Source organism: Skermania sp. ID1734, from assembly GCF_007489285.1.
Lineage (GTDB): Bacteria > Actinomycetota > Actinomycetes > Mycobacteriales > Mycobacteriaceae > ID1734.
In genome coordinates this window covers 47,260-65,265 of sequence record NZ_VLIY01000013.1, presented here as the reverse complement: position 1 = coordinate 65,265, position 18,006 = coordinate 47,260, and the positions used below count along the sequence as shown (strand labels likewise).

Sequence of the window (18,006 nt, the reverse complement as noted above, 5' to 3'; positions counted from 1 at the left end):
CGGCGACACCGCGAGGGACCGAACGGTTTTGGTTATGTGTCTGCGGTCCCGGTTAGACTCGGCGCGGCCATCACGCCAGTGCCGGGTCCGCCGTCTCGTGCGCGCCCGGATGGTGGCCCGCAACTTCACAGCATGTCCAGCCGGATCGACGCAGCAGAGGAGCAGCCGCCACCGTGCTCAGCGAGGCCCCCCGAACTGTCGAACCTGCTGCAGCAAGCCCGGCGCTCCGCGCGTGGCAGCGCCGCGCGCTGGCCAAGTACTTGTCGACCAAGCCGCGCGACTTCCTCGCCGTGGCGACGCCGGGTGCCGGTAAGACGACGTTCGCGCTGCGTGTCGCCGCCGAGCTGCTCGCCGACCGCACCGTGGACCAGATCACCGTGGTGGCGCCGACCGAGCACCTCAAGCATCAGTGGTCGGCGTCGGCTGCGCGGGTCGGGATCGCGCTGGACTCGCGGTTCTCCAACTCGACCGGACAGACCTCGGCGGACTACCAAGGTGTGGTGCTGACCTATGCGCAGGTCGCGGCTCACCCGACCAAGCACCGGGTCCGCACAGAGAACCGCCGCACCCTGGTCATTCTCGACGAGATCCATCACGCCGGAGACGCCAAGACCTGGGGTGACGGGGTCCGGGAGGCCTTCGGTGATGCGACCAGGAGGCTCGCGCTCACGGGTACGCCCTTCCGCAGTGACGACAGCGCGATCCCGTTCGTCACCTATGAACCCGACGGCGAGGGACTGCCGCGTTCGCGCGCCGACCACGCCTACGGATACTCCGACGCGCTCGCGGACGGCGTCGTGCGGCCGGTGGTCTTTCTGGCCTACTCGGGGGAGGCGCGCTGGCGCGACAGCGCGGGTGAGGAGTTCACCGCCCGGCTCGGCGAGCCGCTGTCGCCGGAACAAACGGCACGGGCGTGGCGCACGGCACTTGACCCGCACGGCGACTGGATCCCGGCCGTCCTGCGGGCCGCGGACACGCGGCTCGCCCAGCTGCGCGCCGGTGGCATGCCCGACGCCGGGGGATTGGTGATCGCCACCGACCAGACCACCGCCCGCGCGTACGCCGAACTCCTCGAGGCAATGACCGGACAGGCGCCGGCGTTGGTGCTTTCCGACGACCCCGGCTCCTCGCAGCGAATCGACGAATTTTCCCGCAGCGGGCAAAGCTGGATGGTGGCCGTGCGGATGGTCTCCGAAGGTGTCGACGTGCCGCGACTTGCGGTGGGCGTCTACGCCACGAGCGCGTCCACGCCGCTGTACTTCGCCCAGGCTGTCGGTCGCTTCGTGCGGTCGCGCAAGCGCGGGGAGACGGCGAGTGTGTTCCTGCCTTCGGTGCCGGTGCTGCTGGACCTGGCCAGTCAGCTCGAGGTGCAGCGCGACCACGTGCTCGGCAAGCCACACCGGGAGAAAAACGGCTTCGACGACGAACTACTCGACGCCGCGAACTCCCAACAGGACATCCCGGACGACGCGGAGGAGAAGGCGTTCATTTCCCTGGGCGCCGACGCCGAACTCGACCAGGTGATTTACGACGGGTCATCGTTCGGCACCGCAACGTTCGCGGGCAGCGACGAAGAGGCAGACTACCTGGGCCTACCGGGTCTGCTCGACGCCGAACAAATGCGTGCGCTGCTCCGCGAGCGGCAGGCCCGGCAGGTCAGTGAGCGCCAGCAACCGGCCGCGCACGAACCAGCGCCCACGGCGGCCACCCGCGCGGCAGCCGCCGACAAGCTGGCCGAGTTGCGCCGGGAACTGAACGGCCTGGTCGCGATGCACCATCACCGCACCGGCAAGCCGCACGGGATCATTCACGGCGAACTGCGTCGCGCATGTGGTGGGCCGCCGTCGGCCATTGCGACGGCAGAGCAACTCACCGACCGAATCTCCACGCTGCGGCGCTGGTAGAGAACACAATGGCGGACGCCCGAAGGCGCCCGCCATTTGTCTGTTGACCCGTTAGTCGATCGGGGCGGTACCCATCAGGCGGAGATAGCTTCGCTTTCGATCGCCGCGTCGATGTCACGCAGGCCCGCTCCGTACTTGTTCGCGTGGTGCTGGCAGAAGAGCAGCTCGCCGCCCGAGGTCAAGACCGCGCGTACCTTTGCGGCGGCCCCGCACCGATCACAGCGATCGGCAGCAGTCAGCGGGCTGCGAGTCAACGTTGCTGGCATGGCTCCTCCGTCCTGGCTAACGACCTGTGTCGCCTCGCCTGGGCTCTTGATGCACCTTGCGGCATATCCACTCTGTCAGACGTGTGCGGGCCACGATATGTTCCCTGCCACGGTTCACTGTGCTTTAACTAACATTCCGAGCTTTTCACTACCATGAAACGCCGTTGTTTCCTGGTAGCTGATCCGTTAATTACCCCGTCACACTTCGGTTCACACACCCAAAAGTCAACTTCCCCATCGAGATTCCGCAACCGGGGAGCCGGGACCGCCCATCCGGTTAGGCTCGCAGTCGTGAACGTGGACGTGACACCGCTACCCGGCATCGGGGTGCGCAAAGACTTCGAGGTGGCGGCGGGACGGCGAATCGGTGTGGTCACCCACCGCGACGGCCACATCGAGCTGATCGTGTCCTATCCCGACGATCCGGACGCTATTGCCGCCTCGTTGCCGCTGACCAATGAGGAAGCAGCAGCGTTGGCCAATCTGCTCGGCGCACCGCAACTCGTCGCGCGGTTGCGCGAGGAACACCGTGATCTACCGGGCATCAGCACCCGGCAACTGCCCATTGCGGACGGGTCTCCGTTCGACGGTCGCACGCTCGGTGAGACCGGGATGCGTACCCGCACCAAGGCTTCCATCGTTGCGGTGATGCGCGCCGGCCAGATCCATCCGTCACCCGGCCCCGATTTCACCTTCACAGCCGGCGATCTGCTGGTGGTTGTCGGCACGTCCGAAGGGCTCGACGCAGCGGGCAAGATTCTCACGCACGGATGAGGGTCGTGACGGCCAGTCGGATGGCAGTGCCCGGTTGGGGCCGTCATGGATGAGACCACAACCGCGCTGATCGAACTGGGCGCCGTCTTCTTCATCCTCGGGATGCTCGGCAGGGTGGCCGGTCGATTCGGCATGTCGCCGATCCCGCTGTACCTGCTGGGCGGTTTGGCCTTCGGCAGCGGAGGTGTGGTGCCGCTGGGGACTACCACCGACTTCAGCCACCTGGCCAGCGAGATCGGCGTCGTCCTGCTCCTGCTGCTACTCGGACTGGAATACACCGCCTCCGAGCTGATGACCGGGCTGCGGCGGTCCTGGCTGGCCGGGCTGGTCGACGTGGTCCTCAATGCGACGCCGGGCGTGATCGTCGCGCTCGTGTTGGGTTGGGGACCCGTCGGGGCGCTGATTCTCGCTGGCGTCACCTACATTTCGTCGTCGGGGATTGTGGCGAAGGTCCTCACCGACATGGGCCGGCTCGGTAACCGCGAGACCCCGGTGGTGCTGTCGATTCTGGTGCTCGAAGACCTGGCGATGGCCGCGTATCTGCCGATCCTCACCGCGATCCTGGCCGGCGTGGGGCTGCTCGGCGGCCTGCAGGCGCTGGTGATCGCGATGTTCGTGCTTGCCGTGGTGATCATCGTCGCGCTGCGCTACGGCCACTTCGTCTCGTCGATCGTCGACAGCGCCGACAAAGAAGTGTTTCTGCTCAAGCTGCTCGGGGCGGCCCTGCTGGTGGCCGGTTTCGCGTCCGCCCTGCAGGTTTCCGCTGCCGTGGGTGCATTCCTGCTGGGCATCGCGATCTCGGGATCGACGGCGAACAATGCGGCAAAGCTGCTCGAACCGTTGCGGGATCTGTTCGCCGCGATGTTTTTCGTGGTGTTCGGGCTGAACACCGATCCGGCGAGCATTCCGCCGGTGCTCGCGTACGCGGTACTGCTGGCCGTCGTCACGACGATCACGAAGGTGGCCACCGGGTGGTGGGCTGCCAAACGGCAGGGCGTCGGGCGGATGGGCCGGGCGCGGGCCGGCACGGCCCTGGTGGCCCGCGGTGAGTTCTCCATTGTGATCGCCGGCCTGGCGGTGTCCGCCGGCGCTGCCGACGGCAACCTGGCGGCGCTGGCAACTGCCTACGTGTTGCTCATGGCGGTGGTGGGACCAACGACGGCGCGGCTGATCGAGCCGTTCATGCGCTGGATCGGGGGAGTGGGCGGCGCGCAGGCCGGTGGACAGTCTGTGCCTACCCGGTAATGCACTCGGGACGGCCGAAGGCCCTCCCGGCCCCGCCTCGGGGACGGCAAAAGGCACTGCTGGCCCGCCCGGGGACGGCCGAAGGCCCCTGCCAGCCCCCTGCGCCAGCAGCGACCGTCGGACCGATCACCGTTTATCTATCTTCGATGTAGATTGACGGCGCGGGGGCGCAAACGGTTCCACAATGTTGCGAATGAGGCGCGGATTACTCCGACTGACGTACGTCAGGCAGGGTCAGTCGAGGTAGTCGCGCAGCACCTGCGACCGCGACGGGTGCCGCAACTTGGACATGGTCTTCGATTCGATCTGCCGGATGCGCTCGCGAGTGACGCCGTAGACCTGGCCGATCTCGTCGAGGGTGCGCGGCTGGCCGTCGGTGAGGCCGAAGCGCAGCCGGACGACGCCGGCTTCACGCTCGGACAGGGTCTCGAGCACCGACTGCAGTTGGTCTTGGAGCAACGTGAACGACACCGCGTCCACGGCCACCACGGCCTCGCTGTCCTCGATGAAATCACCGAGTTGGCTGTCGCCCTCGTCGCCGATGGTCTGATCCAGCGAGATGGGTTCCCGGGCGTACTGCTGGATCTCCAGCACCTTCTCCGGGGTGATGTCCATCTCCTTGGCGAGCTCTTCCGGGGTGGGCTCGCGGCCGAGGTCCTGCAGCAGTTCGCGCTGGATCCGGCCGAGTTTGTTGATCACCTCGACCATGTGCACGGGGATGCGGATGGTGCGGGCCTGGTCGGCCATCGCGCGGGTGATCGCCTGGCGGATCCACCAGGTGGCGTACGTCGAGAACTTGTAGCCCTTGGTGTAGTCGAACTTCTCGACCGCGCGGATGAGGCCGAGGTTGCCCTCTTGGATGAGGTCCAGGAACGCCATCCCGCGGCCGGTGTAGCGCTTGGCCAGCGACACCACGAGGCGCAGGTTCGCTTCCAGCAAATGATTCTTGGCGCGCTCACCGTCACGACAGATCCATTGCATGTCGCGACGCTGCGCAACCGGCAACTTCTCGCCGGCTTCGGTCAGCTTGTCCATCAAGTGGGTCGCGTACAGGCCGGCTTCGATGCGCTTGGCCAGTTCCACTTCCTCTTCGGCGTTGAGGAGCGCGACCTTGCCGATCTGCTTGAGATAGGCACGCACCGAGTCCGCGGAAGCGGTGAGCTCGGCATCCTTACGGGCCTGGCGCAGTGCTTCGGATTCCTCTTCATCCCAGACGAAGTCACCGGAGGCTTTGTCCGCCGCGGACGGCTCTTCGACGGCGCCGTCGTCCTCGACTTCTTCGGCCGCGACCTCCTCGACCGCACCGGCCTCGGCGGCCAGATCGCCCTCGGGTACGTCGAGTTCGCTGATGTCCTGCTCGGCGTCGAGATTCTCTTCGGCGTTCACCTCGGGCTCGGCAGGCGCGGTGGCCTTCTTAGGAGCGGCCTTTGTTTCGGCGGACTTCTTCGCCGTGGCCTTTTTCGCCGGGGCTCGTTTCGTCGGCGCCTTTTTTGCCGGCGCCTTCTTGGCAACCCGTCGGGCTGTGCCGCTGGCCGCTTCCTCAGCCGAGTCAGCCGATTCGATTGCGTGGGTGCGGCTGTCAGCGGTCTGACGGGTATTCGTGGCTACCACGTAAGCCCTTTCGTGACGGTGTCGTGCGGCGTCACGCCAGAGGTTTCCGGCGGAGAGGTCTGTCGGGTTTCACCGGCTAATCGCCGGGCGTCACCATTGTAACGATTCGCCGCGCCAGACCGTGAAACTGCAGCGTTTCCCGCCGTCGTCTCACACGTCGACGCGCGCCTGCGCGGCCATCGCGGCACCGACAATGCCCGCGGTGTTGCGCAGTGTGGCGGCGACCACCGGGGTGCGGTTGGTCAGCATCGGGATCCACGTGTCGCCCTCTCGGCTGATCCCGCCACCCACCACGATCACGTCCGGCCACAACAGGTTCTCGAAGGTGCTCAGCACCTTGCTGACCTCGGCGGTCCACTCGGGATAGTCCATCCCCTTGCGGTCCTTGACCGAGGCGGCAGCGCGGTGCTCGGCCTCGGCGCCGTCGACCTCGATGTGGCCGAATTCGGTGTTGGGCAACAAGACTCCGCGGTTCAACAGTGCCGACCCGATGCCCGTGCCGAAAGTCAGCAGCAGCACCACGCCGTCGATCTCGGCGGCCGCGCCGTAGGAGTCTTCGGCCAGTCCGGCCGCGTCGGCGTCGTTGAGAACGGTCACCTTCTGCTTGGGCAGGATCTCGGCGAACAGTTCGTGGGTGTCCAAGTCGATCCAGGCCTTGTCGACGTTGGCTGCCGACCGGGTCACGCCATTGGTCACCACGCACGGCAGCGTCACGCCCACGTTGCCCGTCCAGCCGGCCTGCTCAACGATCTTGGCGATGGTTTCGGCGACGGCTTTCGGGGTGGCCGGATGCGGCGTGGCGATTTTGATTCGCCGGTGCGTCATTTCGCCGGTCCGCAGATCCACAATTCCACCCTTGACGCCGCTGCCGCCGACGTCGACACCGAAACCGAGGTGGGCCTGCTCCGCCATCTCGAACGCTCCTCGTGCTCGCCGCAACTTCCCGCCCCGCGTCACCTTAGTGCGCGCGGCCGCTCCCGTGTGATGCGATTGTCAAGTGTTCACCTTCGATGCGGCTGATGCCGAATTGACGACCAGTACCGGGTACGTGGCGCTGTGCCAGGTCGCGGTCGAGCTGGCCCGCGAGGGCGCGGAACATGTGCGTCGCAGGCGCCCAGAGGTGTTCGGCACTGTTGCCGACCGGTTTCAGACCGCCGGAACTGCGCCCACGACTGTGCAGGCCAAGAGCAGCCCGACCGATCCGGTCACCGTGGTGGACACCGAAACCGAGCGACTGATCCGCGACCGGCTGGCTCGGCGGCGCCCGCAGGATTCGATCCTCGGCGAGGAAGGCGGCGGAACGGCCGGCGACGCAAACCGGGTGCGCTGGGTGATCGACCCGATCGATGGCACAGTCAACTTCCTCTACGGGATTCCCGCCTTCGCCGTCTCGGTGGCGGCGCAGATAGACGGACGCTCGGTGGCCGGAGCCGTGGTCGATGTCGCACGCGAGGTGATGTACTGCGCGGCGGCGGGACACGGCGCGGCAGTGATCGGTGCCGACGGGACCGTGACGCCATTGCGGTGCAACGACGTTTCGGAACTTTCCATGGCTCTGGTCGCCACTGGCTTCGGATACGGCAGCAGTCGGCGGGCGCGGCAAGGGCGGTTGGTCGGCGAGTTGTTGCCGCAGGTTCGTGACATTCGGCGAATCGGCTCGGCGGCACTCGATTTGTGCATGGTGGGAGCGGGCCTGGTGGATGCGCATTTCGAGCACGGGCTGAGCCCGTGGGACTGGGCCGCGGGCGGATTGATAGCGCAGGAAGCGGGCGCGCGGGTGTGGTTGCCCTCGCCGGACTCGGTCAGCGCGGCCGGCGCGGTCGTGGTGGCGTGTGCACCGGGCGTCGCGGCGGAGCTGGCTGACGTGTTCGAGCGCCTAGGCGCATTCGAACCAATACCCGAGTGACTACCTGATCAGCACTTCGCTGTGCGCGCGGCTTGCAGCAGCTTGCTGTCCAGCGGTGCGGGAGTGCCATCCGGCGACGGGTCCTTCAGCGCCCGCAGCACTTCTTCGGCGTTGGCGTTGGGCTGGATGTCGGTGAAGTACGTGCCCAGCGCCAGATCGACCGTGTCGTCTTGCCGCTGATCCTCGATCAGCTCTGCGCAGGGCGCCACCAGCTGCACGGTCGCGGCCGCGGCGCGCCCGTTCGGTCCGAAGCGGATCTGGCCCGAGCATTGCATGTTCTGGTCGACGTAGACGGGGTCGTTTCCTACCTGCACGCCGGGGGCGCTGGCGAATCCGTAGTCGCTCAGCTGCGCCGCCACGTGCGCGGCCTGCCCGCGTTGGCCGTTGGCGTTGAAGACCCGCACCCGGGTGGCCGAGAGTGGAGCCGGTTGAACATCGGAAATGCGCGACTCGCCGACTCGTTCGCCGAGCGGCGCGGCGGTGGGCGCCCCCGACGTGTTCATGGCATTGACCGCGGGGCTGTTGCAATCCATGGGCGCCGTGCTGGCGTCACTGGTGGTGAAGACCTTGATCCAAACGACGCCGCCGATGAGGATCAGGACCCCGACAGTCACCAACCATGGGGTGGGGCGGCGGTGCGGATAGGGGTTGCCGCGCGAATCGGTCGAGCTACCGTCGGTGATAAGTGAGACCACGAGCGCCCCTTTCGCGACTTAGGCGCTGACCACTCTAGTTGGCGGCCGCGGCGTCGGGGCGGTGGCACGCGCCAGGCGCATCGATGTCGTCGCCACGTACTGGAATGTTTGTGAGTGGCCGGTTGTTGGTTGCGATTCGCAGACAGTTTCGGATCAATTGGGTATTAATTGCGCTCTTGCGGCTTTCGTCCGCTATTGTCTGGCGGCCCAGACCGATCATTCGGGTATCACTCGGTGGTCGGCGGAGAGTGTCGTGCGCAGGTGCAACGCGATGTCTCTGGGGCGTTTGCTGAGGCGTCTGCCCGGGCATTTTCTGGCCGGGTTATGCGTTAAGGCTTGCGCGGGCGCGTTTTGCACCACCGGCGGTGCGGCGGACCGGCTCGAACGATCGGCGTTCGAGCGGTCGCCGGACCGGGCTATATGAGTGAGGGACGAGGGGAAGACGAGATGGCAACCGACTACGACGCACCGCGGCGTTCCGACTCCGACGACGTCTCCGAGGATTCGCTGGAGGAGTTGAAGTCGCGGCGCAACGACTCACAGTCCGCAGTCGTGGACGTTGATGAGTCAGATACTGCAGAGTCTTTCGAGCTGCCCGGCGCAGACCTGTCGGGTGAAGAGCTTTCGGTTCGGGTGTTGCCGAAGCAGGCCGACGAGTTCACCTGTTCGAGCTGCTTCTTGGTACACCACCGGAGCCGGTTGGCGAGTTCCGCCAACGGGCGAATGATCTGCATGGACTGCGCCGCCTGAGGCGTGGCGCAGCCGAGGTGCTAGCCGCTAGCCCTGGGACGGTTCCAGTCCCAGGGCAGCGAGTAGCTGCGCGGGCTTGCGAGTGCTGATCAACCAGTACGGCGTGGGATCGTCTGGGTCGTTCAACACCACCAACGCCATTTCCGCCACCCATGGACGATGGACGACAAAAGCCATCGGGTCTAGCTGGCGTCCCATGGCCGCCGACTTGGCGGTGCGTGGCACGGCACCGCCGCGTGAGATCAGTTCCAGCGGTAGGTGTGCACGTCCCACCCGCAACTCCGCCGGCGTCTGCGAATCAGCGGCGGTCACCTCCACTCGAATGCGGCCCAGCCACAACAGCGCCCACACCGGCAAGGGCAGCAGCACCACGTAGGGCAGCCACGCACGGATGCCGGGCGCGCCCATGTGGATCTCGGCGGCGAGCAGGAACGTGATCGCCACCGCCACGGGCCACCACCACAGCGGCACGCCGAGGCGTTCCGAATAGATCACGCCGGATCCCCCGCCATTGCTGTTGCGGGCCGGCGACTGCGATCGTTGTGACACCGCTTAAGCGTAACCAGTGGCTGGTCCGGACCTGACAAACGCGGCAGTTGCCCGCGATGACCGGGCTGGTGACGCGTAGTCTCGGAGCACGTGAGCGGATTACCACCGATAGCCCTCAAACGCCTCGATCCTGGCATCGCCGTCCCGCGCCGGGCGCACGACGGCGACGCAGGCGTGGACCTGTGCACCACCGCCGACGTTGTCATCGCGCCGGGGGAGCGCGTCCTGGTCGGTACCGGCATCGCTGTCGCGCTGCCGGTCGGCACTGTGGGCCTGGTGCATCCCCGTTCTGGCCTGGCCGCGAAAACCGGTCTGTCCGTAGTGAATACACCGGGCACCATCGACGCCGGCTATCGCGGGGAAATCAAGGTGTGCTTGATCAACCACGACCTGCACACCGCCGTGCATCTGCGTCGCGGTGACCGAATTGCGCAGTTGGTGGTGCAGCAGGTGGAACTCGTCGACTTCCTCGAGGTCGAGGAACTCGATGAGACCACCCGTGGCGCGGGTGGATACGGGTCCAGTGGCGGACATGCGAGCCTGACCGGTGCGAGCTCTGCGTCGGCCGCGGCGACCAGCACGCCGGGACGTTGAAGGAGCGGGCGAACATGTTCGGCAAGAGGCGCAAGTCGCGCACCGAAGACCTACAGGACTCCACAGCCGAAGCTGCGGTCACGCCGGAGACCGCGGAAATCGACGACGCCGCCGAAGACGCTATGCCGACGACTGACGGCGGCCCCTACGACATCGACGACGTGTCGGATCCCGCGACGTTGGAGCAGCGGCTGGATCTCGGTTCCGTGCTCTTGCCTGTGCCGCCGGGCTCGCAGTTGCAGGTGGAAATGGCCCCGGACGGCAGCCCGCAGAACGTCCACCTGGTCACCGAGCACGGCCGGATCACCGTGGCGGCGTACGCGGCCCCCAAGTCTCCAGGCCAATGGCGTGAGGTAACCGCCGATCTGGCCGAGTCGCTGCGCAACGACAACGCCCCGGTGAGTATCGAAACCGGGCCATGGGGCCGCGAGGTCGTCACCGAGACCCAGGGCGCGAGTCTGCGGTTCATCGGCGTCGATGGCTACCGCTGGATGGTGCGCCTGGTGGCCGCCGGTCCGGCAGGCGCGACGGCCGAGGACGCGCCGCTCACCGTTCTTTCCCGTGCAGTCTTGACCGAAACCGTCGTGCGGCGCGGCAGTGAGCCGCATCCGGTGCGCACTCCATTGCCGGTGCAGTTGCCGCAGGCTCTCGCCGAGCAGGTGGCGGCGGCCCAGCAGCAACAGCTTGCCCAGATGCAGGGGCAGTCAGGACAGGAAGCTCCGGCCGCAGAACCGGAACCAGAGCAGGAGACCCCGGGCCGGCACCGGCAGCGTCGTGGCGCCGGCGGCTCGGCAATGCAGCAACTCGGCCGTTAGTGCCCCGTCAGTTGAAGGGGCACTAACACGCCGCGAGCGCGCGGACTGCCTCGAAGCCCACTACCGCGGGGTCCGCGCCGATATCGGCCAACCGGACGGTGTGCAGTGCGGCGTTGGGCAGCAACTGCACCCACCGCTGCGCGACCGTCAGCGGGTGGATCGGGTCATCGACCGCGCCGACCAGGCCTACCGGAACGTCCAGCGCGGCAAGCTCTTCCACGGTCGGGCTGACGTAGTTCGCGGCTTCGTCCAGCGCGTCGGGCAGATCCGGCCACTGCGACCGCCAGGACTGTTCGAGAGCGTCGGCAAGCCATTCCGGGCTCGACGCGCGCATGTGCGCGATCGTGGCATCGAGCCCTTCTTCGCGCAGCTTGGTGGCGGTCAGCGCCGCGCTCAGTGCGGCCGGGGCGCCATTGGCCTTGCCGGTCCACGCGGGAAGCGCGGCCAGCACGCCGCATGCCGCGCCGGGGTGGCGGCGCGCCCAGTCTACTGCGACCGCGGCGCCGATGGAAATACCGCCGGCCAGGATCGGCCCGGCAGTTGCGGCCCGATCGAGCGCGGCTCTATAGCCGGCGACGATGCCTGCCGCGTCCGGTTCGACGGCGACGGTTTCCACGCCGATCGCGGTGCACGCGCGGGTGAAGGCGCGCCGGGCGAAATCGGCATCGGAGCCGGTTCCCGGCAGTACGACAGCAATCTTTGCGGTTCCCGGCAAGGGCATCCTCGAATTCTGCCGTAACCGGCGGTTTTTCCCGCTGAACGAGACGCGCGGGAGTGCGGTGCGGACCACACTGTTACATGTGGTTAGGTCCAGGCGATAGGTCTACAGTGGCGGTCAGAGGCCCCGGTATGCCGACGAGTTACCCCATGCGGGACCCCCAATGTTGAGGAGCACACGATGGCATCCGCAGCGACAGGCTATTTCCGTCGGCTGACGCGAAAGCTAACCGAGGACGTCGAGCGACTCGATGCCGAGGAGATGGCCGAATCCGCGACCGCCTCCGGGGCAAAGCGGGCTTCCGAGTGTTGCCGAGGCGAGGAAGTCACCATGCTCGGCCGGCTACGCAGCGTGGAGGCATGTCCGAAGGCGGCAGGCGCCGCCATGGAAGCTGAGTTCTTCGATGGCACCGATTCGGTGACGCTCGTGTGGATCGGGCGCCGCAAGATCCCGGGGATCGCTCCGGGCAAAACGCTCATGGTCCGCGGCCGCGTGGGCGAGCGCGAGGGCGGCGGCAAGGTGATCTACAACCCGTACTACGAACTGCGCGAGTCCTCTTAGCGAGAAGCGCTGTGCGCCCGGTGTGGCAGTCTCGTTGAGGTGACCGGTAATCAACAGCCCGAAACGCTGCTGGCCAAGTTGGGCGGCGTCAGCGGACTCGTGTATTCGACGCTGCCCATCCTGGTTTTCGTGCCGGTCAACGGCGTGTGGGGGCTGACGGCCGCGATCTGGTCCGCGCTGGGCGTCGCGGTGGCGATTCTGATCTTCCGGCTGGTGCGCCGGGGCCCGGTGCAGCCCGCGATTTCCGGGCTGTTCGGGGTCGCGCTCTGCGCGTTCATCGCCTACCGCACCGGAAGTGCCAAGGGCTATTTCCTGTTCGGCATCTATACAAGCCTGGTCTACGGGGCAGTGTTCGTGGCCTCCATCGCCGTGCGCTGGCCGCTGGTCGGCGTGATCTGGGGAACGCTTAACGGCGACGGCAACTCGTGGCGGCGCTATCGCAAGGCGTTGCTCGCCTACGACCTGGCCACCGCGGCCTGGGTGCTCGTGTTCGCGGCCCGCTACCTGGTGCAGTCGCAGCTCTACGACACCGACCGCACGGGGTGGCTGGCCTTCGCCCGGATCGTCATGGGCTGGCCGCTCGCCGCCCTGGCCCTCCTGGTGACCGTGTGGGCGGTACGCCGCGCCGAATCGGCCGTGCCGCGCGAGCCCGACGAGTCCGATGAGGTTGCCGACGACGAGCAGCCGTCCCGCCAGGAGGACGCGCCCGCCTAATCAGAGATCGACTGCCGTGCGCAGCTCTTCCTCGACGTCCGCACCAGCCACGAAAAGCAATTCGTCGCCGCCTTCGAGCGGGTCATCGGGCTGCGGAACGATCACCCGTCCGCCGCGCAGGATCGTCACGAGTGCGGCATCCCGGGGTAACTCCAGCTTGCGCACGGCCTTGCCGGCCAGCGCGGTGTCGGGCGGCAGCGTGATCTCCACCAGGTTGGCCTGCCCCTGACGCAGCGTCATCAGCCGGACGAGGTCGCCCACCGACACCGCCTCCTCGACCAGCGAGGCCAGAATGCGCGGAGTCGACACGGCCACATCGACACCCCACGACTGGTCGAAGAGCCACTCGTTGCGCGGATCGTTGACGCGGGCCACGACGCGACGAATGCCGAATTCGGTCTTGGCCAGCAGGCTCAGCACCAGGTTGACCTTGTCGTCGCCGGTCGCCGCGATCACCACGTCGCAGGTCTCGAGCTGTGCATTTTCCAGTGACGAGAGTTCGCAGGCGTCGGCATGCACCCACGTCGCCTCCGGAATGGCGGTGCGGTCGACGTGCTCGATCTGGCGCTCGAGCAGCATGACTTCGTGCTCGCCCCGCACCAGTTCTCGGGCGATCGAGCGCCCCACGGCGCCGGCTCCGGCTACAGCGACTTTCATTGGTCCTTACTCCATGCCGTCCGAAGGGTCGAGATGTGCACGTCAGTCCTCCGCGGGCGGCGGGTTGCCGGCCAGCGCAACCGCCTCGCCGACGGTGCCGGATACCGCGGCGATGTACACGGTGTCTTCTGCCTGGATCACCGTCTTCCGGTCCGGCAACAGACCGTCGCCGAAGCGGATCATGAACGCTACCCGCGAATTGGTCGCGCGCTCGAGATCGGTGACGGTGTGACCGATCCAGTCCTCGTGCAAAGTCAACTGGGCGACGGCGACTGCGCCGGTCGGATCGCGCCACTTGGTGGTGCCGCCGTCGGAGATGAGCTGCTGCAGGAACCGGTCCGTGGTCCAGGGAACAGTCGGCACGGTGGGGATTCCGAGGCGTTCGTAGACGGCGGCGCGCTTGGCATCATAGATGCGCGCGACCACCCGCTCGACGCCGAACACCTCCCGCGCGACGCGGGCGGAAATGATGTTCGAGTTGTCCCCGGAGGACACCGCGGCGAACGCGTCCGCGCTCTCGATGCCTGCCTTCACCAGCACGTCGCGGTCGAAGCCCATGCCGACCACGGTGGTACCGGGAAAGTCCGGCCCGAGGCGCAGGAAGGCGCTCTGGTCGCGATCGATGATCGCGACCTCATGGCCGATCCTGACCAGGGATGTGGCGAGTGATGACCCCACTCGACCGCACCCCATGATGACTACGTACACGTCGACCTCACTGAAGACTCACCCGCAATACTTGCCGTCGAACCGTACCGCCGAAGCGTCGCGGTGCGTCGTCCATCCGGTGCACTTTGTTGAACGACCCATAAGTCTGGCCCAAATCCTGTGCGTGAATTTTCACCGCGGGCGGTGAAAATTCACGCACAGGGGTGAGGAGCAACGGTCGCCCCGCGCGCTCGGAGCTGCACGGCTTACTCTTTCCGGGTGTCCAAGCTAACGACCGCGACGAAGCGGCTGCTGGTGGGGAGGCCGCAACGCAGCGACCGATTGGGCCACACCCTGCTCCCCAAGCGCATTGCGCTGCCGGTTTTCGCTTCCGACGCCATGTCGTCAGTGGCTTATGCCCCGGAGGAAATCTTCCTGGTCCTCTCGGTGTCCGGCGTTTCCGCCTACGTCTACACACCGTGGATCGGTGTGGCGGTGTGCCTGGTGATGGCGGTCGTGGTGGCCAGCTACCGCCAGAATGTGCACGCATATCCGTCCGGCGGCGGTGATTTCGAGGTTGCGACGGTCAACCTGGGACCCACGGCCGGTCTGGTCGTCGGCAGTGCCTTGCTGGTCGACTATGTGCTGACGGTCGCGGTATCGATCTCCTCGGCAGCGTCCAACATCGGTTCGGCCGTGCCGTTCGTGGCCGACCACAAGGTGCTGTTCGCGGTGGCTGCGATCATCCTGCTCACTGCCATGAATCTGCGCGGCATCAGGGAGTCCGGGGTCGCCTTCGCCATCCCTACCTACGCGTTCATTTTCGGCATGGCCGGAATGCTGGCGTGGGGCGCGTTCCGGATTTTCATCCTCGGCGACGACCTGCAAGCGGAGTCGGCGAACTTCCAATTGAAGGCGGAGAACTCGGGCCTGTACGGCTTCGCATTCGTGTTCCTGGTAGCGCGGGCCTTCTCGTCCGGATGTGCGGCGCTGACCGGTGTGGAGGCCATCAGCAATGGGGTGCCCGCCTTCCGTAAACCGAAGTCCCGCAACGCCGCCACGACGCTGCTCATGCTCGGTTCCATCGCTGTGGTGCTGCTGATGGGCATCATCATGCTGTCGGAAAAGCTGGGCGTGATCATCGCCGAGGATCCGGCCAACCAGCTGATCGGCGCGCCCGCGAACTATCAGCAAAAGACGCTGATCGCCCAGCTTGCGGACGCCATTTTCCGCGGGTTCCCGGTCGGCTTCGTCTTCATCACCGTGGTCACCGCCCTGATCCTCGTGCTGGCCGCCAACACGGCGTTCAACGGTTTTCCCGTGCTCGGGTCAGTGCTGGCGCAGAACCGCTTCCTGCCACGCCAACTGCACACGCGCGGTGACCGGTTGGCTTTCAGCAACGGCATTCTGTTCCTGTCCGGCGCCGCGATCACCTTCGTTGTGGTGTTCGGCGCCGAGGTGACCAAGCTCATTCAGCTCTATATCGTCGGCGTGTTCGTGTCCTTCGTGCTCAGCCAGACCGGGATGATCCGGCACTGGACCCGGCTGCTGAAGACGGAGAAGGACCCGTCGCTGCGCATTCGGATGATGCGGTCGCGGGTGATCAACGCCATCGGCCTCACCATGACGGCGACCGTGCTGACGATCGTGCTGATTACCAAGTTCCTGGCCGGAGCGTGGATCGCGATCGTCACCATGGCCGCGATCTTCATGCTCATGCGCGCCATCCGCCGCCACTACGACGGCGTCGCCCGCGAACTCGACGAGCACGAGTGGGACGGGGTGTTGCCGAGCCGGACCCATTCGATCGTGCTGGTGTCCAAGCTGCACATGCCCACCATGCGGGCGCTCGCCTACGCCCGGGCCACGCGTCCGGACACCCTCGAGGCCATCACGGTCAACGTCGACGAGCCCGATACCCGCGAGCTCGTCAAGGAGTGGGAAGAGTCCGACATCTCGGTGCCGCTGAAGGTGATCGAGTCGCCGTATCGAGAGATCACCAAGCCAGTGCTGGACTACGTCAAAAGGGTGCGCAAAGACTCCCCGCGTGACGTGGTCACCGTCTTCATTCCCGAATACGTGGTGGGCCACTGGTGGGAACAGTTGTTGCACAATCAGAGCGCGCTGCGACTCAAGGGCCGGCTGTTGTTCGAGCCCGGTGTGATGGTGACGAGTGTGCCCTGGCAGCTGATGTCGTCGGAACGTGCCAAGCGCGAGGGCTGGGACACCACCGCGCCCGGCGCCATTCGGCGCGGCTTTCAAAACGGAAAATGACACTGCCAGAGCGGCAGACGAGTCTGCTCGAGGTTCGACTGGGCAAACCCGCGCACGGCGGCTACTGCGTCGCCCGCCACGACGGGCGGGTCGTGTTCGTTCGCGGTGGCCTGCCCGGTGAACTGGTACAGGTGCGAATCACCGAAGACCGTGGGAGGTTCTGCCGGGCCGAGGTGGTCGATGTGGCCGAACCCTCGCCGCATCGGGTGCCCGCTGTCTGTCCAGCGGCTGCCGCCGGCGCGGGATGCTGTGATCTCGCGCATGCCACGGTGGCCGCACAACGCGAGTTCAAGGCTTCCGTGCTGGTCGAGCAGTTGCAACGGTTGGCGGGCCTCGACATGCCAGTCGAACTGCGCGCATTGCCGGGGTCTGCCGACGGCACCCGGTGGCGCACTCGGGTCCGATTGGCCGTCGACGCCGACGGCCGGGCCGGCGTGCACCGGTATCGAAGCGAAGAGATTCTCGGCGAGCTGAGCTGTCCGCAACCGGTGCCGGGCACGGTGGACGGTATCGCGGGGCGACGCTGGCGGCCCGGGTCCCAACTGCAACTGGCTGTGGACGCCACCGGCGAACGCCAGATCGTCGAGCTGTCGGCAACTCGACGCCACGGCGGGCGCGGGCGTGGCGACGTTCGCCGGCAGCGACTGCTCGATGGTGCCGATCGGGCGCGCGAGCACGTCCGGGATCGGGTGTTCGAGATTTCGGCAGGCGGATTCTGGCAGGCTCACCGCGGCGCGGCGCAGGCTTACGCGGAGGTGGTCGCCGATTGGGCCGCACTGCGAACGGGCGAGCATGCCTGGGACTTGTACAGCGGGGTAGGGGTTTTCGCGGCGCAGCTCGCCGACCAGGTGGGCGAAAGCGGCGCTGTGGTGGCAGTGGAGTCGGTGGCCGCCGCCGTCCACGACGGTCAACGCGCGCTCGCGGATCTGCCCCAGGTGAAATTTCGATCCGGCCGGGTGGAACGGGTGCTGGCCGAGTTGCGGCATGCGCCCCGGGTAGTCGTGCTGGATCCACCGCGCGCAGGTGCGGGTCGCGCCGTGGTCGAAGCCATAACCGCGCGCGAGCCGGCGCGAATCATTCATATCGGTTGCGATCCAGCGTCGTTCGCCAGGGATGTCGGTCTGTACCGCGCAGCCGGATACCGGTTGGAGTCCGTCACGGCGTTCGACGCGTTCCCGCTGACCCATCACATGGAAGCGATCGGTCTCCTGGTGCGCTGAACTCCGCGCCTGCTCAACGGCGTCGCCCCCGCGACTTTGCCCGTCCGCAACGGAAGCAGGGGTCCCGGGCCGCACGCCGACGCAAAGTAGCGGGCACCGCGTCCG

At 66.8% G+C, this 18,006-nt stretch carries 19 protein-coding genes; 11 read left to right on the top strand and 8 right to left on the bottom strand.

The genetic code is table 11. The features are described 5' to 3' along the window. Nucleotides 1-173 precede the first annotated feature (173 nt). Nucleotides 174-1,904, top strand: a complete 1,731-nt coding sequence (locus FOS14_RS16870; RefSeq protein WP_143771977.1) for a DEAD/DEAH box helicase — start codon at nucleotides 174-176, stop codon at nucleotides 1,902-1,904. Nucleotides 1,905-1,978: 74 nt separating this feature from the next. On the opposite strand, the gene FOS14_RS16865 is transcribed toward FOS14_RS16870, so the two are convergent. Next, nucleotides 1,979-2,170: a hypothetical protein gene (locus tag FOS14_RS16865; RefSeq protein WP_143771976.1), complete on the bottom strand. Its 192-nt coding sequence runs from the start codon at nucleotides 2,168-2,170 to the stop codon at nucleotides 1,979-1,981. Nucleotides 2,171-2,461: 291 nt separating this feature from the next. Here FOS14_RS16865 and FOS14_RS16860 point away from each other — a divergent pair, with 291 nt between their 5' ends. Then, nucleotides 2,462-2,944, top strand: a complete 483-nt coding sequence (locus FOS14_RS16860; RefSeq protein WP_185981810.1) for a cation:proton antiporter regulatory subunit — start codon at nucleotides 2,462-2,464, stop codon at nucleotides 2,942-2,944. Nucleotides 2,945-2,989: 45 nt separating this feature from the next. Further along, nucleotides 2,990-4,189: a cation:proton antiporter gene (locus FOS14_RS16855; RefSeq protein ID WP_143771974.1), complete on the top strand. Its 1,200-nt coding sequence runs from the start codon at nucleotides 2,990-2,992 to the stop codon at nucleotides 4,187-4,189. A gap of 234 nt (nucleotides 4,190-4,423) precedes the next feature. Here FOS14_RS16855 and FOS14_RS16850 read toward each other — a convergent pair whose 3' ends face one another. Then, the gene (locus FOS14_RS16850; protein WP_143771973.1) at nucleotides 4,424-5,800 is read right to left on the bottom strand and encodes an RNA polymerase sigma factor; all 1,377 of its coding nucleotides are present in this window, start codon (nucleotides 5,798-5,800) and stop codon (nucleotides 4,424-4,426) included. A gap of 150 nt (nucleotides 5,801-5,950) precedes the next feature. Further along, a complete protein-coding gene (gene ppgK, locus FOS14_RS16845) occupies nucleotides 5,951-6,712 on the bottom strand; it encodes a polyphosphate--glucose phosphotransferase (RefSeq protein WP_143771972.1) in 762 nt (253 codons plus the stop codon). 85 nt (nucleotides 6,713-6,797) lie between these two features. Between ppgK and FOS14_RS16840 the strand changes: the two genes are divergently transcribed. Beyond that, the gene (locus tag FOS14_RS16840) at nucleotides 6,798-7,706 is read left to right on the top strand and encodes an inositol monophosphatase family protein (protein ID WP_304944898.1); all 909 of its coding nucleotides are present in this window, start codon (nucleotides 6,798-6,800) and stop codon (nucleotides 7,704-7,706) included. A gap of 8 nt (nucleotides 7,707-7,714) precedes the next feature. Here the strand turns inward: FOS14_RS16840 and cei are convergent, their stop codons facing one another. Next, a complete protein-coding gene (cei, locus tag FOS14_RS16835) occupies nucleotides 7,715-8,401 on the bottom strand; it encodes an envelope integrity protein Cei (RefSeq protein WP_143771971.1) in 687 nt (228 codons plus the stop codon). Between the two features lie 447 nt (nucleotides 8,402-8,848). Here cei and FOS14_RS16830 point away from each other — a divergent pair, with 447 nt between their 5' ends. After that, nucleotides 8,849-9,151 carry a DUF4193 domain-containing protein gene (locus FOS14_RS16830; RefSeq protein ID WP_143771970.1) on the top strand — a complete coding sequence of 101 codons (303 nt, stop codon included), beginning with the start codon at nucleotides 8,849-8,851 and terminating at the stop codon, nucleotides 9,149-9,151. Between the two features lie 27 nt (nucleotides 9,152-9,178). Here the strand turns inward: FOS14_RS16830 and FOS14_RS16825 are convergent, their stop codons facing one another. After that, nucleotides 9,179-9,646 (bottom strand): DUF3093 domain-containing protein, encoded by a 468-nt coding sequence (locus FOS14_RS16825; RefSeq protein WP_143772060.1) that lies wholly within the window; start codon nucleotides 9,644-9,646, stop codon nucleotides 9,179-9,181. Between the two features lie 144 nt (nucleotides 9,647-9,790). On the opposite strand from FOS14_RS16825, the gene dut reads away from it, so the two are divergent. Together dut and FOS14_RS16815 are read left to right on the top strand one after the other, a co-directional pair. Then, a complete protein-coding gene (gene dut, locus FOS14_RS16820; protein WP_143771969.1) occupies nucleotides 9,791-10,294 on the top strand; it encodes a dUTP diphosphatase in 504 nt (167 codons plus the stop codon). Nucleotides 10,295-10,308: 14 nt separating this feature from the next. Further along, nucleotides 10,309-11,109, top strand: coding sequence for a DUF3710 domain-containing protein (locus FOS14_RS16815; protein WP_143771968.1), 801 nt, complete (start codon nucleotides 10,309-10,311; stop codon nucleotides 11,107-11,109). 22 nt (nucleotides 11,110-11,131) lie between these two features. On the opposite strand, the gene FOS14_RS16810 is transcribed toward FOS14_RS16815, so the two are convergent. Beyond that, the gene (locus FOS14_RS16810; protein WP_143771967.1) at nucleotides 11,132-11,830 is read right to left on the bottom strand and encodes an alpha/beta fold hydrolase; all 699 of its coding nucleotides are present in this window, start codon (nucleotides 11,828-11,830) and stop codon (nucleotides 11,132-11,134) included. Nucleotides 11,831-12,007: 177 nt separating this feature from the next. Between FOS14_RS16810 and FOS14_RS16805 the strand changes: the two genes are divergently transcribed. Together FOS14_RS16805 and FOS14_RS16800 are read left to right on the top strand one after the other, a co-directional pair. Beyond that, entirely contained in the window at nucleotides 12,008-12,388 is a 381-nt protein-coding gene (locus FOS14_RS16805) for an OB-fold nucleic acid binding domain-containing protein (RefSeq protein WP_143771966.1), read from the top strand. Nucleotides 12,389-12,427: 39 nt separating this feature from the next. Further along, on the top strand, nucleotides 12,428-13,102 hold the full coding sequence (locus FOS14_RS16800) for a DUF3159 domain-containing protein (protein ID WP_143771965.1): 675 nt from the start codon (nucleotides 12,428-12,430) through the stop codon (nucleotides 13,100-13,102). Here FOS14_RS16800 and FOS14_RS16795 read toward each other — a convergent pair whose 3' ends face one another. Continuing rightward, a complete protein-coding gene (locus FOS14_RS16795; RefSeq protein WP_143771964.1) occupies nucleotides 13,103-13,759 on the bottom strand; it encodes a TrkA family potassium uptake protein in 657 nt (218 codons plus the stop codon). A 42-nt stretch (nucleotides 13,760-13,801) separates the two neighbouring features. Then, the gene (locus tag FOS14_RS16790; protein ID WP_143771963.1) at nucleotides 13,802-14,467 is read right to left on the bottom strand and encodes a TrkA family potassium uptake protein; all 666 of its coding nucleotides are present in this window, start codon (nucleotides 14,465-14,467) and stop codon (nucleotides 13,802-13,804) included. A gap of 219 nt (nucleotides 14,468-14,686) precedes the next feature. Here FOS14_RS16790 and FOS14_RS16785 point away from each other — a divergent pair, with 219 nt between their 5' ends. Together FOS14_RS16785 and FOS14_RS16780 are read left to right on the top strand one after the other, a co-directional pair. Then, nucleotides 14,687-16,681, top strand: coding sequence for an APC family permease (locus tag FOS14_RS16785; RefSeq protein WP_143771962.1), 1,995 nt, complete (start codon nucleotides 14,687-14,689; stop codon nucleotides 16,679-16,681). Continuing rightward, nucleotides 16,678-17,901, top strand: a complete 1,224-nt coding sequence (locus FOS14_RS16780; RefSeq protein WP_143771961.1) for a class I SAM-dependent RNA methyltransferase — start codon at nucleotides 16,678-16,680, stop codon at nucleotides 17,899-17,901. Before FOS14_RS16785 ends, FOS14_RS16780 begins: the two co-directional genes overlap by 4 nt. Nucleotides 17,902-18,006: the final 105 nt, after the last annotated feature.

Excerpts from the sequence above, each read along its gene's own strand:
- FOS14_RS16865 (WP_143771976.1), bottom strand. The coding sequence starts at position 2,170 with ATGCCAGCAACGTTGACTCGCAGCCCGCTGACTGCTGCCGATCGCTGT.
- FOS14_RS16855 (WP_143771974.1), top strand. The coding sequence starts at position 2,990 with ATGGATGAGACCACAACCGCGCTGATCGAACTGGGCGCCGTCTTCTTC.
- ppgK (WP_143771972.1), bottom strand. The coding sequence starts at position 6,712 with ATGGCGGAGCAGGCCCACCTCGGTTTCGGTGTCGACGTCGGCGGCAGC.
- FOS14_RS16830 (WP_143771970.1), top strand. The coding sequence starts at position 8,849 with ATGGCAACCGACTACGACGCACCGCGGCGTTCCGACTCCGACGACGTC.
- FOS14_RS16815 (WP_143771968.1), top strand. The coding sequence starts at position 10,309 with ATGTTCGGCAAGAGGCGCAAGTCGCGCACCGAAGACCTACAGGACTCC.
- FOS14_RS16810 (WP_143771967.1), bottom strand. The coding sequence starts at position 11,830 with ATGCCCTTGCCGGGAACCGCAAAGATTGCTGTCGTACTGCCGGGAACC.
- FOS14_RS16805 (WP_143771966.1), top strand. The coding sequence starts at position 12,008 with ATGGCATCCGCAGCGACAGGCTATTTCCGTCGGCTGACGCGAAAGCTA.
- FOS14_RS16795 (WP_143771964.1), bottom strand. The coding sequence starts at position 13,759 with ATGAAAGTCGCTGTAGCCGGAGCCGGCGCCGTGGGGCGCTCGATCGCC.
- FOS14_RS16780 (WP_143771961.1), top strand. The coding sequence starts at position 16,678 with ATGACACTGCCAGAGCGGCAGACGAGTCTGCTCGAGGTTCGACTGGGC.